This window comes from Pseudomonas sp. S2_H10 (assembly GCF_054668285.1).
Genome location: NZ_CP162754.1, coordinates 4,814,279 through 4,828,410 on the forward strand (window position 1 = coordinate 4,814,279; position 14,132 = coordinate 4,828,410).

Annotated in this window: 13 protein-coding genes and 1 tRNA gene; 8 read left to right on the plus strand and 6 right to left on the minus strand. The window is 51.4% G+C overall.

Annotation, left to right across the window (positions count from 1 at the left end):
• Positions 1 to 692: 692 nt before the first annotated feature.
• The gene (locus AB4O16_RS21575) at positions 693 to 1,004 is read right to left on the minus strand and encodes a DUF3077 domain-containing protein (RefSeq protein WP_460155761.1); all 312 of its coding nucleotides are present in this window, start codon (positions 1,002 to 1,004) and stop codon (positions 693 to 695) included.
• Between the two features lie 590 nt (positions 1,005 to 1,594).
• On the opposite strand from AB4O16_RS21575, the gene AB4O16_RS21580 reads away from it, so the two are divergent.
• Positions 1,595 to 2,857, plus strand: coding sequence for a hypothetical protein (locus AB4O16_RS21580; protein ID WP_460155762.1), 1,263 nt, complete (start codon positions 1,595 to 1,597; stop codon positions 2,855 to 2,857).
• 2 nt (positions 2,858 to 2,859) lie between these two features.
• Positions 2,860 to 3,927 carry a hypothetical protein gene (locus AB4O16_RS21585; RefSeq protein WP_460155763.1) on the plus strand — a complete coding sequence of 356 codons (1,068 nt, stop codon included), beginning with the start codon at positions 2,860 to 2,862 and terminating at the stop codon, positions 3,925 to 3,927.
• Between the two features lie 628 nt (positions 3,928 to 4,555).
• On the opposite strand, the gene AB4O16_RS21590 is transcribed toward AB4O16_RS21585, so the two are convergent.
• The 5 genes from AB4O16_RS21590 to AB4O16_RS21610 all read right to left on the minus strand — a co-directional run bounded on the left by AB4O16_RS21590 (position 4,556) and on the right by AB4O16_RS21610 (position 7,798).
• Positions 4,556 to 6,037 (minus strand): tetratricopeptide repeat protein, encoded by a 1,482-nt coding sequence (locus AB4O16_RS21590; protein ID WP_460155764.1) that lies wholly within the window; start codon positions 6,035 to 6,037, stop codon positions 4,556 to 4,558.
• Positions 6,030 to 6,215 (minus strand): hypothetical protein, encoded by a 186-nt coding sequence (locus AB4O16_RS21595; RefSeq protein WP_460155765.1) that lies wholly within the window; start codon positions 6,213 to 6,215, stop codon positions 6,030 to 6,032. The genes AB4O16_RS21590 and AB4O16_RS21595 overlap by 8 nt, the downstream gene beginning before the upstream one ends.
• Positions 6,216 to 6,763: 548 nt before the next feature.
• A complete protein-coding gene (locus AB4O16_RS21600; protein WP_460155766.1) occupies positions 6,764 to 6,964 on the minus strand; it encodes a KTSC domain-containing protein in 201 nt (66 codons plus the stop codon).
• Between the two features lie 260 nt (positions 6,965 to 7,224).
• The gene (locus AB4O16_RS21605) at positions 7,225 to 7,554 is read right to left on the minus strand and encodes a hypothetical protein (protein ID WP_460155767.1); all 330 of its coding nucleotides are present in this window, start codon (positions 7,552 to 7,554) and stop codon (positions 7,225 to 7,227) included.
• 159 nt (positions 7,555 to 7,713) lie between these two features.
• Positions 7,714 to 7,798: transfer RNA gene (locus AB4O16_RS21610), tRNA-Leu, on the minus strand.
• A gap of 107 nt (positions 7,799 to 7,905) precedes the next feature.
• Here AB4O16_RS21610 and queA point away from each other — a divergent pair.
• The 6 genes from queA to AB4O16_RS21640 all read left to right on the plus strand — a co-directional run bounded on the left by queA (position 7,906) and on the right by AB4O16_RS21640 (position 14,006).
• Positions 7,906 to 8,970, plus strand: coding sequence for a tRNA preQ1(34) S-adenosylmethionine ribosyltransferase-isomerase QueA (queA, locus tag AB4O16_RS21615; protein ID WP_218543671.1), 1,065 nt, complete (start codon positions 7,906 to 7,908; stop codon positions 8,968 to 8,970).
• 14 nt (positions 8,971 to 8,984) lie between these two features.
• A complete protein-coding gene (tgt, locus tag AB4O16_RS21620; protein ID WP_160387208.1) occupies positions 8,985 to 10,100 on the plus strand; it encodes a tRNA guanosine(34) transglycosylase Tgt in 1,116 nt (371 codons plus the stop codon).
• 43 nt (positions 10,101 to 10,143) lie between these two features.
• Positions 10,144 to 10,479, plus strand: a complete 336-nt coding sequence (yajC, locus tag AB4O16_RS21625) for a preprotein translocase subunit YajC (protein WP_007982729.1) — start codon at positions 10,144 to 10,146, stop codon at positions 10,477 to 10,479.
• Positions 10,480 to 10,543: 64 nt separating this feature from the next.
• Positions 10,544 to 12,412, plus strand: a complete 1,869-nt coding sequence (gene secD, locus AB4O16_RS21630; protein WP_460155768.1) for a protein translocase subunit SecD — start codon at positions 10,544 to 10,546, stop codon at positions 12,410 to 12,412.
• A 9-nt stretch (positions 12,413 to 12,421) separates the two neighbouring features.
• Positions 12,422 to 13,336 (plus strand): protein translocase subunit SecF, encoded by a 915-nt coding sequence (secF, locus tag AB4O16_RS21635; RefSeq protein WP_110660599.1) that lies wholly within the window; start codon positions 12,422 to 12,424, stop codon positions 13,334 to 13,336.
• 121 nt (positions 13,337 to 13,457) lie between these two features.
• The gene (locus tag AB4O16_RS21640; protein ID WP_103394284.1) at positions 13,458 to 14,006 is read left to right on the plus strand and encodes a glycine zipper 2TM domain-containing protein; all 549 of its coding nucleotides are present in this window, start codon (positions 13,458 to 13,460) and stop codon (positions 14,004 to 14,006) included.
• Positions 14,007 to 14,132: the final 126 nt, after the last annotated feature.

Below are 14,132 nucleotides of genomic sequence, written 5' to 3' on the forward strand. Positions count from 1 at the left end.
CTTGTATTGAGTCTAGAAGAATGAGGGTGGAGGCGCCGTGCCAGAGGGGAAGTTGCTGGAGTTATGCACAGCGGATTGCCTGTGGAGAAGGTGGCGATCAAGCCCACTGGAAGCACCCGGAGCCGGAAATCCCAAAACCGAATCCCCAGCATTTACTTTGCCCCAAGCAATAACAAAGCCCCGAAAACCCCGGGACTAATCCCCAATCCCACTAAACACACAAAGCCCCTTGTGGGAGCGAGCCTGCTCGCGAAAGCGCCAGCCCAACCAGCATCAATACTGAAGGTGTACCGAAATCACAAACCACTCACCCACTCAGGCCAAACAATGCCTGTCAGCTCACCGTACCCCCTGAGGGAGCGGGCTTGCCCGCGATAGCGCCAGCCCAGCCACCATCAATGCTGAAGATGCACCGCAATCACAACCCACTCACCACTCGGGCCAAACAATGCCCGTCAACCCACCGCAATCCCTGTGGGAGCGAGCTTGCTCGCGATAGCGCCAGCCCAACCACCCTCAATGCTGAAGATGCACCACAACCCCACTCAGACACCGTGGCCAAACAATGCCCATCAGCTCACCACAATCCCTGTGGGAGCGGGCTTGCTCGCGAAAACGCCAGCCCAGCCAACATAAATGCTGAATCAGCTACCACCATCACAAGCCACCCACACCCCCACAGGCCTCAACCACTAACCTTCAGCTTTTGCCCCCGCCCGCATAGAAGTCGATGCACAAGCCCGATCCCGAGTAAGCACCTTCACCGCATCATCCACCAACGCCTTGCTCATCGAAGTCAAATAATGCGCAGCCCAAGCATGACGGTCAGTGTCTCTGGCATAAGCAGCGTCTTCAGTGAGCGTCTTGGCCAGGAACAGAAAATCGGAAGCCATGGACAACGCATCGCCGAGAGGAACACCGCGAGTGACATGAAACAGCGCTTGATCCGCGCAGTAGATGGCAGGCGTCAGCCCAATGGTCTTGAGTTCAGGTTGTTCGGTCATTGGCCACCTCCGAGGATGGAGAGGCAATGGGGGAGGGGGGTACGCGATTGGGAGTTGCGTAGAGGGGAAAGCCAAATTTCAAACGGATTGATACTGCGCATTATCCAACTCCTTGATATGAGGAGCTGCCACGTTCGTTTCCACACGAATGGGTGACAGCTGTGCGCAGGGTGGAAAACCGGGAATCAAGGAAACCGGCACGCCCGAAGACGTCCCACGCACAGCCGCCATAACTCACGCCGCAGGCATAAAAAAAGCGCCGGCAGACATGATGGGGGCGCTGTTGCGCCTTGAATTACACGGGTTTCCACACCCGGTCGCTGAATTGGCAGCGACGGGTAGGAGGGTATCGTGCAGATTTCTTTCCCGCAACCTTCGGTTGACCGAGGTCGTCCACGGCGAGGTGAGCGCGCTACTTTCTGCCTGCCTTAGGATTAGCAGTGGTCTGTATGGCTTTGTGCCTCTATATATGTTACTCCAAGTGCTCCGGAATATGATTAGCTTGCAGCCGGCCAAAAATCAGTTCTGCTTAAGATCATTTTGTATGAAATTTCAGCAGAAGAGGCAATTGACATTTAAGGGACTAGATTGTGGATAAAAAAACAAAAGGGTCTTGGTTGATCCACCATACTAATAAGCTCCAGTCCATAACGAATCAACAAGGGTACGAAAAAACTTTTGTTGCTGGGAAAGCTGGGATATTGCTTTCTGCGATTTCTGCTGACAAACAAACAACAATTGATCAGCAAAGGCTTCATGTTTTAGCTAAGGCGGCAAATGTAAATATTATGATGGAGTTGCCAACGCTTCTTGATGTATTGAAGTCGCACCAATACATCGACGTGGGAGGGCAAGGAGGTGTTGCTGTATTAGGCGTTACATCAGCTTCCGTGTTGCAAAATACGTCCGATATTTTTACAAATCTTAATCCGGGTGTAAACGAATTAGCTGCTATCGAACTGGCTGAAATGGCATCGATCGCCCCTGTTGATTCCATTGATGCTATCGAAGAGCTCTCGGATACGTTCGAGCTTCAATCAAAAGATGCAGGTCAGCTGCTATTTGAATCTGATCAAATTGGGTTTGTAGATGTCGAAATATATGATGATGGTAGTTCTATATTGTTTAATGGAAATCTCTTCAGGCGAGAATCGACGCAAAAAATAAAATCTGTGCTTGATTCGTTAACACAGCAGGAACAGTTGGCGTTAGGGGAGTTTACGGATACGTTAAAGCGTAAAGCGTGTGTTGATGTAGATGTGGCCAAGAAAATTTTGGGAGATGATTTATTTAGAAAGACGTCTTCTATTGGGTTGTTTGATATAAGCATTGTTAGCAATAATAATACTAATACAGGTTTTGTGACCTTGCCGTCCGCATTTTCGAAATTTAGTAATTCAATGGTCGATGATGCTTTCGATTTGGCGAAGGCCTTTTTAAGCTCGATTACATATGGAATTACAAAGAGTACTCATGCGCGAGGAAAAATCCAGATGGTCGACGCGTTGTTGTCCGCGCTTGTCAGAGGTGAAAGTGTGGGGCCTGTTCCTGCAATTGCCCAAGATTATCGAGTGTTGGAACTCAAAGGAGTAGTCGCGGTATATGAAGGTGAGAAGGGTGGGCGCAAGGGTCCAATGTTAAGGCTTTTGAAAAAAGAGATTGGGGAATTGGCTTTGCAAGCAATTAGGCAAGGAGACGTAAGTGAACATTCCCTTGCGTCATTGCCAAGTGCGGCGATGACCAGTTTTAAAGGTCCAGAGGAAAATAGGTATGCAATTCGACGTAACCAAATTAAAACTAGCCCAAACGTCACGAATGATATGCTTTCAGCATTGAGAACCGGGAGGTTTTGAGGATGAAGGCACCTATTTTGGGTAAAGGATATATTGCAGAAGAGCTACTTCGTGCATATTTCTCAAAGGCTGGATATTACGTGGTTCGTGGTGTTCCTTTTAATTATGAAGGCTACTCAGTAACCGATATTGATTTGTGGTTGTACAGTCGGTCCTCGTCAGTTTCTAGAGAGATTACGATTGTGGATGCAAAAAATAAAAAAACACCTCAAGCCATAGAACGGATTTTTTGGGTCCAGGGTTTGAAAGTTGCCACGGGTGCCACCAGTGCTATTGTTGCTACGACAGATAAGCGTCCTGAAGTTAAAGATTTTGGTAAGGAAATGGGTGTTGTAGTCCTAGACGGTTCTTTTCTCGGACGTCTCGGGAGTCGCGATGGGCTTGATCCTATGAGGTTGAGCGATGAGGAGTTAATAAAAAATCTTGAAGGCTATGCGTTAGATAAAATAGATGGGGACTGGAAGGGTAAGATTAAATTTTGCAAAAGTTTGCTGTCGAAGGGCTTAAGTTTTGATAACTGTAATGAATGGTTGGCACAAGGTAAGTTTTTTGCTAATAGTGCAGTCTCGAATCTGCCACAGCGTGAAAATGCACTTAGATGCTTGTATTTGATATGCTCATTTGTAGCGATTTCAATAGACTATTTATTGAAGGACTTTGCCTTTCTAGAGCAGGCTGAGCGAAATGCGACTTTAGAGGAGGGCTTTAAATATGGAACCCGAGGGCGGTCCGGGCTTAAAAAAATACTTGAGCTCTCTCTAGGTTTGGTAGAGCAACATGCTTCAGAAGGAATTGCTACTTCTAGGCAGGTTAGGGCGAGCATTGAGAGGCAACTGGAAGATTTGCATGCCGATATACTTAGTGACTTTTTTTCAAGGCCAGAAGTAGCTAGGCAGCTATTTGGTGTGGCTAAAGAATTTGAGCAGCTGGCAATGGCACGCCAATTTTCAAGTCATAACTCTTCCTCGGTTGAACTCAAAAGCATGCTTTATTGCTTGATGGATCATTGGTCGATTGACAGGGTTCTTCTAGCAGATAAGCAGGCTAGTCTTTTTAGTAGCTTAACGTAGGTAAATTAGCAGGGGGGCGGTGTCGACTTCTTCGTTAGTGAGGCGAGCAAGCGTACCGTTCCGTTTGCTAACGAATATGACTGGCTAAAAGGGGATAGATTTTTTTTCGCTTGAGAAATAAAACTGTCCCCTTTCTTCCTTTATGAAGGTCGAGTTGAAAAAAATTGCTGCGGAGATAAAAATCCAAGGTAATAGTTCTGATGCTGTTATGGGAACTTAAATGCTATGATGGATGGTCATGAATTATGTGGGGCGAAAGTTGCAGAGCAGGTGAAGCGAAAAAAGTGCTTCACCAAGAGTTTAGTCGTCTTACAGAGGATTACAATAAGACTATTTTTTGGAAATTAACTCACTTTGGTACGCTATTGACCGAGCTTGAGATAGTTATGCGAGGAGAGTTAGGTCTTGTGGTCGATGCTGTAGCTTATCGATCCCAAGTGGAGCGCCAGCGGACGAGGGTAGGCAGTTTTCTTAAAGATGTGCTCGGTAATTTTGGCTCGTCCACTAACGATCAAAGATAGCAGAAAAGGAGGTAGATTTATTTCCTTGAAGTTAAATCTGTCCCTTTTTCTGCTTTGAGTGTGCCGCTTGTGGTCTAGCTAAACTAAATAAATATAAATAATGTAAGTTATCTTGAAAGGGTTTTGATGCGGTCTCTAATTAATTTCGTCTGACTGGCGTGGTTGTGCTTAATTGAGATAGCCTTGGCTTTTTTTAGGCAGGCTAATGATAGGCTGTATTCATTTAAGGCTGAATGAGTGGTGGATAGATTTATTAGTTGTTCTGTTTCTCTGTAGGTGTTCCCAGATTCTCTTTCGTATTTGCGCGATATTTCATAGTTTTCTTTTGCTAATAAGAAATTTTCTTTGCTGAAATATATCCCGCCGAGTGATGCATGTACCATGGCGAGTGAGCTTTTAGACTTTATTTCATTTGCTATTTTTAGTGCCTCTTGGCATTTGGTTAGTGCTAGGTCGTATTCTTTTTTTAGTTTGTGTAGGTTGGCAATATTCGCTAAGTCGCTTGCGATTCCGCTTTTTCTTGAAAGTTGGGTTTCTAGCTTTAAAGATGCTGTGTACATCTTTTCGGCTAGTGGAAAATCTCCTTTGTTTTTATAGACAATTCCTAGATTTCCGTATGCTTCAGCGAGCCCTTCAAGGTTTTCTGTATCTTTGTAGTAATTTAATGAAAACGTAAGAGCTTCCTCTGCAATAACATATTCGTTAAGTTTTGAATGGATGATTCCTTTGGTGGCATTGCTGCGCGCTAACAAATCTTGATCGTCTGTCTCCGCTGCTATCGATATTAACTTCTCAGTGATATCCTTGGCTTGTGAGAGGTTGCTTTGCTCTATATGTATGTTGATAATCTCCAGATAAATACTGGAAATCCCAATCAAATTTCCGTGGCTTTGCATGATTTTTAAAGAGATGTTTAGCATCTCATGTGATTTTCTAAGTTCCCCCTTGCAGAAATTTACTTGGCCAAGTGAGTAATATGCAGATGCCACCCAGTCGTGTTGCTTGTTTTTTTGGGCGATGCTTAGTAATTGAAAGTAAAGGTTTTCAGATCTTGTAAAGTTTCCTTTGCGCATAAACAGTCGGGCTAGATGTCCTATTGCAATTAAATTGTTTGGCTCTAGCTTGAGTACTCTTTCATATGCGGATATGGAAGAGTTAGTGTCTCTCATAAAGGCGAGCGCACCTCTGTTTAAGGCGGCGTCTACTACTTTTTTGGTGGATGCTTCGATGCTTTTTAACTCTGACTCTTCAATTTCCAAGAATAGACTTTCTGCTTTTGATGTGTTGCCATCTTTTATAAGGGTTAGTGCGTTTTCAAATTTTAATTTTGAAGCATCGTTTTCATTTGCATCCAAGGATTTTAATGCAAGTGCTCTAATTGCTACTTTAAGTTGTTCTTCTATGAATAGCTTGTCCCCTGTTAGGTTTTTTAATTGTTCTTCGAAGTTTGATTTGAGTGCGTTAACGCTTATTTGTACAATTTTTTCAACTTCGCTTGCGGTGTGGCCTATGTTGATATTTGCATCTCTGCCAGCTTGGATGGCTAAACAATCATTCCCCGTAGATTGGTGTTGGTTTTTGTTAAGCATCGTCTTTGTCCTTTTTGATATTGATGTCTCTTGCGGACTGATAGCCTGTTGAGTTATTACCTAAATTTTGATTTTGTTTAGGGGAGCTTTTGTTAAAAAAGAAGCCAGCTATTGCTAATGGTATAGATATTGCGATGCCACTAAAAAGCCATTCTTTATTGGTTATCAGCCAGTTCATTTTTTACTCCAGGTGGTAGGTTGTGTCAGAAGTGCTGTAGTATTTTAACATTGAATTTTTTAAGTATTGATTTGGTGTATTTTTTTACGTGATTGTAAAAATCGTTTGTTTGTGATGAGCTCCGGTAGCAGGATGATATCAAGATGCTACCAATCTGTCGATTATGTAGCTTTCGGTGGTTGAAGATTATGAAAGCCCATTGCTTTGCATCTGCTAAAATAATTTGTCGAGTCTTACTTAAGTTGCGGTGAATTTTTTAATGTTTGTCACTTTTGTAGTAAGTGCGTCATTGTGCTTTGCTGGTTTTTTGTCGTGGGGGAGTGGGGTTGTAGCGTGTAAAAGTTGACAGCTTTATTTTCAATGCAGCCAAGTTGTCGGCTGGAAGATTGATCCAATATTATTTCGAGAACCCTAGTGTCGAGACTATGCACAGCGCAGGGTCTCGCAGGGTGTGTTCCCGGGCAGAACGTGGGAGTGATCAATTACTGAGTAATATTATGGAAATTAATTCGATCGAGCGCGCCTAGGGGATGGTCTCGCAATTCTCATCAACACTGGTATCGATCTTTGATGAAATTGTCGAAGTACCTGCCTTTGGAAGCGGCCGCCATCAATCCTTTATGAATTTCAGGTGGTACTCGGCAAAAATCGTATGTTCGCCCTTGTTTGAAGGTGATTTTCATTCGATTAGTATTGCTGTCATATCCAACAGCTAAAATAGCCGTTGAGTTCACACGAACCATATCCATACCGATTCCTTTCACTTGAGTGCAAACTGATCAGTTAGCTTAGACAGTCATCCTAGCCCACGTCTGTCACTTCATCCTGGTACAAGAAAGGGTGACAGATTTATTTTCATTGTTGCCAGATAACCCAAGTGAAGCTTAGGCCAGAGTCCTTCCGAAGGAGTTGGCGTCGCGTGGAATTGCAAAGCAGAGCGTCGTGGGACGCATTCCTACACGAGTATGGGGAAGATTAAGGTTGGGCAGTGTCTTGGTAATTCCATCAGTCACAGAATGTCTTTCAGATAATCCTTAAGCGCAACGAGCGGTGCATCAAGCTCCTCCATCGCCCGAATCTCGGAAAATTCCCCCGCCAACCTCCGCAACTCCCGCCCCAACGGCTTATCCACACCACCAATGGCGTCCAGCGCTAACCCGACACACTCATCCACCTTAATCTGGATCCCCTCAACATCCCCCCGCCGCACCAGTAACTCAAACACATCCCGCTGGTAATCCCCCATCACCAAATCATCACGCAAAATCGGGCTTGAATCTTCCGTTTCATAAGCCAGCTTGAGGGAAAAGAGGGCGACGGTTTCCAGGTGCAATTCCATGGGGGGAATCCTTGTGAAATGGTCCGGCGGTGCGGGTGGTGTGGGAGGGCAGATCAAAAGCATCGCTGGCAAGCCAGCTCCCACAGGTTTTGGCGGCGTGGCGGTTACTTTGCTGCAGACGAAAAAAAAGGCCTTGCTAAGCAAGACCTTTCTTAATTTTGGTGCCCCGAGGGAGACTCGAACTCCCACTCCTTTCGAAAACGGATTTTGAATCCGCCGCGTCTACCAATTCCGCCATCAGGGCTCAATGGCGGCGAAGTATAGAGATGAGATAACCGCTGGTCAATCAGGTACATGGAGAATTTTTGATATTTCCGCTAGACTTCCCGGCCCTGCTAGACGAACCCCATCATGCGCGTTGCTGACTTTACTTTCGAGCTCCCTGATTCGCTGATCGCCCGCCATCCGCTGGCCGAGCGGCGCAATAGTCGCCTGTTGACCCTGGATGGGGTCAGCGGCGCCCTGGCACACCGTCAATTCACTGATTTGCTGGAGCATTTGCGTCCCGGCGACTTGATGGTGTTCAACAATACCCGGGTGATTCCGGCGCGGCTGTTTGGCCAGAAGGCTTCCGGCGGCAAGCTGGAAATCCTGGTGGAGCGGGTGCTCGACAGTCATCGCGTGCTGGCGCATGTGCGTTCCAGCAAGTCGCCGAAGCCGGGGTCGAAGATCCTTATCGACGGCGGTGGCGAGGCCGAGATGCTGGCGCGTCACGATGCGTTGTTCGAGCTGGGGTTCACTGAGGAGGTGTTGCCGCTGCTCGACCGCGTCGGGCACATGCCGCTGCCTCCTTATATAGACCGCCCGGATGAAGGCGCCGACCGCGAGCGTTACCAGACCGTCTACGCCGAGCGTTTGGGCGCGGTGGCGGCGCCGACGGCGGGGCTGCATTTCGATCAGGTGCTGATGGAAGCGATTGCCGCCAAGGGCGTCGAAACCGCGTTCGTGACCCTGCACGTCGGTGCCGGCACGTTCCAGCCGGTGCGCGTCGAGAAGCTTGAAGACCACCACATGCACAGCGAATGGCTGGAAGTCGGCCAGGACGTGGTCGATGCCGTTGCCGCCTGCCGCGCTCGCGGTGGTCGCGTGGTGGCGGTGGGGACCACCAGTGTGCGTTCCCTGGAGAGCGCCGCCCGCGATGGCGTGCTCAAGCCGTTCAGCGGCGATACAGACATTTTCATTTACCCTGGCCGGCCGTTTCATGTGGTCGATGCCCTGGTCACCAACTTCCATTTGCCCGAATCCACGCTGTTGATGCTGGTTTCGGCGTTCGCCGGTTATCCCGAAACCATGGCTGCCTATAAGGCCGCGGTCGACAACGGATACCGCTTTTTCAGCTACGGTGATGCGATGTTCATCACGCGTAATCCTGCGCCGACTGCCCCTAAAGAATCGGGCCCCGAGGAAACTGTATGAGTCGCACCTGTCGTATGTCTTTCGAGCTGCTGGCCACTGATGGCAAGGCTCGTCGCGGTCGTTTGACCTTCCCGCGCGGTACCGTCGAGACCCCGGCCTTCATGCCGGTGGGCACCTACGGCACGGTCAAGGGCATGCTGCCACGGGATATCGAGGCGACCGGCGCTGAAATCATTCTGGGCAACACTTTCCACCTGTGGCTGCGCCCGGGCACGGAAGTGATCAAGAAGCACGGCGACCTGCACGATTTCATGCAGTGGAAAGGCCCGATCCTGACCGACTCCGGCGGTTTCCAGGTGTTCAGCCTGGGCGCCATGCGCAAGATCAAGGAGGAGGGCGTGACCTTCGCTTCCCCGGTCGACGGCGCCAAGGTGTTCATGGGCCCGGAAGAGTCGATGCAGGTCCAGCGTGACCTGGGCTCCGACATCGTGATGATTTTCGACGAATGCACGCCGTACCCGGCTGACGAAGACGTCGCGCGTATCTCCATGGAATTGTCCCTGCGTTGGGCCAAGCGTTCGAAAGAAGCCCATGGCGAGAACACGGCGGCGCTGTTCGGCATCGTCCAGGGCGGCATGCACCAGGACCTGCGCATGCGCTCCCTGGAAGGCCTCGACCAGATCGGTTTCGACGGCCTGGCCATCGGCGGCCTGTCGGTGGGCGAGCCCAAGCACGAGATGATCAAGGTGCTGGATTACCTGCCGGGCATGATGCCGGCTGACAAACCTCGTTACCTTATGGGCGTTGGCAAACCGGAAGACTTGGTTGAGGGTGTGCGCCGCGGTGTGGACATGTTCGATTGCGTGATGCCAACCCGTAATGCCCGCAATGGGCATCTGTTCATCGATACCGGCGTGCTGAAGATCCGAAACGCGTTCCATCGCCATGATGATTCGCCGCTCGATCCGACCTGCGATTGCTATACCTGCCAGAACTTCTCCCGCGCTTATCTGCATCACCTGGACAAGTGCGGCGAAATGCTGGGAAGCATGCTCAATACCATCCATAACTTGCGTCATTATCAAGTGCTTATGGCTGGTTTGCGCGAGGCTATTCAACAGGGTACATTGGCCGCCTTTGTCGATGCCTTCTACGCCAAACGCGGGCTACCTGTTCCGCCTTTGGACTGAGTTTTCTGACCCCAAGATTCAACATTTGCAACTGGAGTGCTAAATGAGCTTTTTTATCTCGAATGCCATGGCTGACGCTGCTGCACCTGCTGCAGGCCCAATGGGTGGCGGTTTTGAGTGGATTTTCCTGGTCGGTTTCCTGGTCATCTTCTACCTGATGATCTGGCGTCCACAGGCCAAGCGCGCCAAAGAGCAGAAAAACCTGCTGAGCAGCCTGCAAAAGGGCGACGAAGTTGTGACCACCGGCGGTATCGCCGGCAAGATCACTAAAGTGGCCGACGATTTCGTCGTTCTGGAAGTTTCCGACACCGTCGAAATGAAATTCCAGAAAGGCGCCATCGCTGCCACGCTGCCAAAAGGCACGCTCAAAGCGATCTAAGTTTCAACTTCATCTTCAATCGACGGGGCGCGCAAGGCGCCCCGCGTCATAAACGGGCGGCGTGATGCTGAACAAATATCCTCTGTGGAAATACATTCTGATCCTGGCGGTGCTGGCGGTCGGTCTGATTTATTCCGCTCCCAATCTTTATCCTGATGACCCGGCCATTCAGGTCAGCGGTGCAAGCACTGCACTGCAGGTCAATCAGGCTGATCTGGATCGCGTGAGCGCTGCGCTCAAGGAATCCGGGATCAACGTCAAGGCTGCCACGCTGGCTGCCGGCGGCAAGGGCGGGCTGATTCGCCTGACCAAGGCTGAAGACCAGCTGCCAGCCAAGGACGTTGTGCGCAAGGCATTGGGTGATGACTACGTCGTCGCGCTGAACCTGGCACAAACTACCCCGCAATGGCTGCGCAACCTCGCTGCGCACCCGATGAAGCTGGGCCTGGACTTGTCCGGTGGTGTGCACTTCCTGCTGGAAGTGGACATGGACAAAGCCCTCGATGCACGCCTGAAAGTCTACGAAGGCGACGTCAAGAGCCTGTTGCGTAAAGAGAAACTGCGCTATCGCAGCCTGCCGCAACTCAACGGTGCCATCCAGCTGGGCTTCGCTGATGAAGACAGCCGTGAACAGGCTCGTGTGCTGATCCGCAAGAACTTCAACGATTTCGACATTGTTCCGGCCGACCTCAACGGTCAACCGGTGCTGCGTCTGGCGATGACCCCGGCCAAGCTGGCGGAAATCCGCGAATACTCCATCAAGCAGAACTTGACCACGGTACGTAACCGCGTCAACGAGCTGGGTGTTGCCGAACCGATCGTCCAGCGCCAGGGCGCCAACCGCATCGTGGTTGAGCTGCCGGGCGTGCAGGACACCGCCGAAGCCAAGCGAATCCTCGGCAAGACGGCCAACCTCGAGTTCCGTCTGGCTGCTGAACCTGGCGCTTCGAAAGCCACTTCCGAGGAATTCGAATTCCGCGAAGGCAAGCGTCCTCCTGCGTTGATCGAACGTGGCCTGATCATCACCGGTGACCAGGTAACTGACGCCAAGGCTGGCTTCGGCGAGCACGGCACGCCGGAAGTGAACATTCGCCTGGACGGTCATGGCGGCGAGCTGATGAGCCGTGCGACCCGTTCGAATGTCGGTCGCAGCATGGCGGTGATCTTCATCGAACAGCGCCCGGTGACCACTTACACCAAGCAAATGGTCAACGGCGTCGAGAAAGACGTAGCGGTTCAGACCTTCAAGGAAGAGAAGAAGATCATCAGCCTGGCGACCATCCAGTCGCCGCTGGGTGCTCAGTTCCGTATCACTGGCCTGAACGGCCAGGGCGAGTCGTCCGAACTGGCGCTGCTGCTGCGTGCCGGTGGTCTGGCCGCACCGATGTACTTCGCTGAAGAGCGCACCATCGGCCCGAGCCTGGGTGCGGACAACATCACCAAGGGTATCGATGCATCGCTGTGGGGCATGCTGTTCGTCTCGCTGTTCATCATCGCCATCTACCGCTTCTTCGGCATCATCGCCACCGTCGCTCTGGCGGTGAACATGGTGATGTTGCTGGCCCTGATGTCGCTGCTGGGTGCAACGCTGACCCTGCCGGGTATCGCCGGTATCGTGTTGACCATGGGTATGGCGGTCGACGCCAACGTGCTGATCTTCTCGCGGATTCGTGAAGAGATCGCCGCGGGCATGACCATCCAGCGGGCAATCAACGAAGGCTTCGGCCGGGCATTCACCGCGATTCTCGACGCCAACCTGACAACACTGTTGGTCGGCGGGATTCTCTTTGCCATGGGCACAGGTCCAGTCAAGGGCTTCGCAGTGACCATGTCCCTCGGGATCTTTACCTCGATGTTCACGGCCATCATGGTGACCCGCGCGATGGTCAACCTGATCTTCGGCGGTCGTGACTTCAAGAAGTTGTGGATTTAAGGGGCTGCCATGTTACGTACAATCAACTTCATGGGCGTTCGCAACTTCGCGTTCGGCGTCACATTGTTCCTTACGGCGCTGGCCTTGTTCAGCGTCGCCACCAAGGGCATGAACTGGGGCCTGGACTTCACCGGCGGTACGCTCATCGAGCTGACCTACGAGCGTCCGGCCGACGTTACCCAGGTGCGTGAGCAACTGGTTAAATCGGGTTATCACGAAGCCATCGTGCAGAACTTCGGTGCCACCACCGATCTGCTGGTGCGTATGCCTGGCGAAGACCCGCAGCTGGGTCACCAGGTCGCCGAGGCCTTGCAGAAGGTCGGTGGCGAGAACCCGGCGACGGTCAAGCGCGTCGAGTTCGTCGGCCCGCAGGTGGGTGAAGAGCTGCGCGACCAGGGCGGCCTCGGCATGCTGATGGCGCTGGGCGGCATCCTGATCTACCTGGCGTTCCGCTTTCAGTGGAAGTTTGCGGTCGGTGCGATCGTTTCCCTGATCCACGACGTGATCGTGACCATCGGTATCCTGTCGTTCTTCCAGATCACCTTCGACCTGACGGTGCTGGCGGCGGTACTGGCGATCATCGGTTACTCGCTCAACGACACCATCGTGGTATTCGACCGGGTTCGTGAGAACTTCCGTGTACTGCGCAAGGCCAGCCTGATCGAGAACATCAACATCTCGACCACGCAAACCCTGCTGCGGACCATGGCGACGTCGATCTCCACCTTGCTGGCGATCGCGGCCCTGCTGTTCTTCGGCGGCGACAACCTGTTCGGCTTCTCCATCGCCTTGTTCATCGGTGTCCTGGCGGGTACTTACTCGTCGATCTACATCGCTAACGTGGTGCTGATCTGGCTGAACCTGAGTACGGAAGACCTGATTCCTCCGGTCAATACCGAGAAGGAAGTCGACGACCGTCCTTGAGGGAAGCTTCTCTAGGTGGTGTAGTCCAAAAAAGGCGCGAGTTGAACTCGCGCCTTTTTTTGTGCTCCAAGGCTGGGAGAAGCGCGGACACGTTCCGCATGTGATGGTCCAGGAGGTTCATGTGAACAAGTCGATGCTGGTTGGTGCTGTACTGGGTGCTGTCGGTGTGACTGCCGGGGGCGCTGTGGCCACCTACAGCCTGGTTAAAAGCGGTCCGGAGTACGCACAGGTACTCGCCGTTGAGCCGGTCAAGACACAAATCAAGACTCCACGTGAAGTGTGCAAGGATGTAACGGTCACCCGGCAGGCGCCGGTGAAAGATCAACATCAGATCGCCGGTACGGTGGTCGGTGCATTGGCAGGTGGTTTGCTGGGTAACCAGATCGGTGGCGGTACCGGCAAGAAGATCGCCACGGTCGCGGGCGCTGTCGGTGGTGGTTATGCCGGTAACAAGGTGCAGGAAGGCATGCAGGAGCGTGACACCTACACCACGACCCAGACCCGCTGTAATACGGTCAATGACATCAGCGACAAGGTCGTAGGTTACGACGTGCGTTATTCGCTGGATGGCAAGGAAGGCAAGGTGCGTATGGATCGTGATCCAGGCAACCAGATTCCGGTGGATAAGGAAGGCAAGTTGATCTTGTCGCAGAACGAGCCGGCTCAATAAGCAGCTCGGATTAAAAAAGAAGCACCCTGCGGGGTGCTTTTTTGTGCCCGCGATTTAGTGCTGATCTGTAGGAACCGGCTTGCTGGCGAATGATGCCGCGCGGTTTGTCAGATACACCGCTATCGC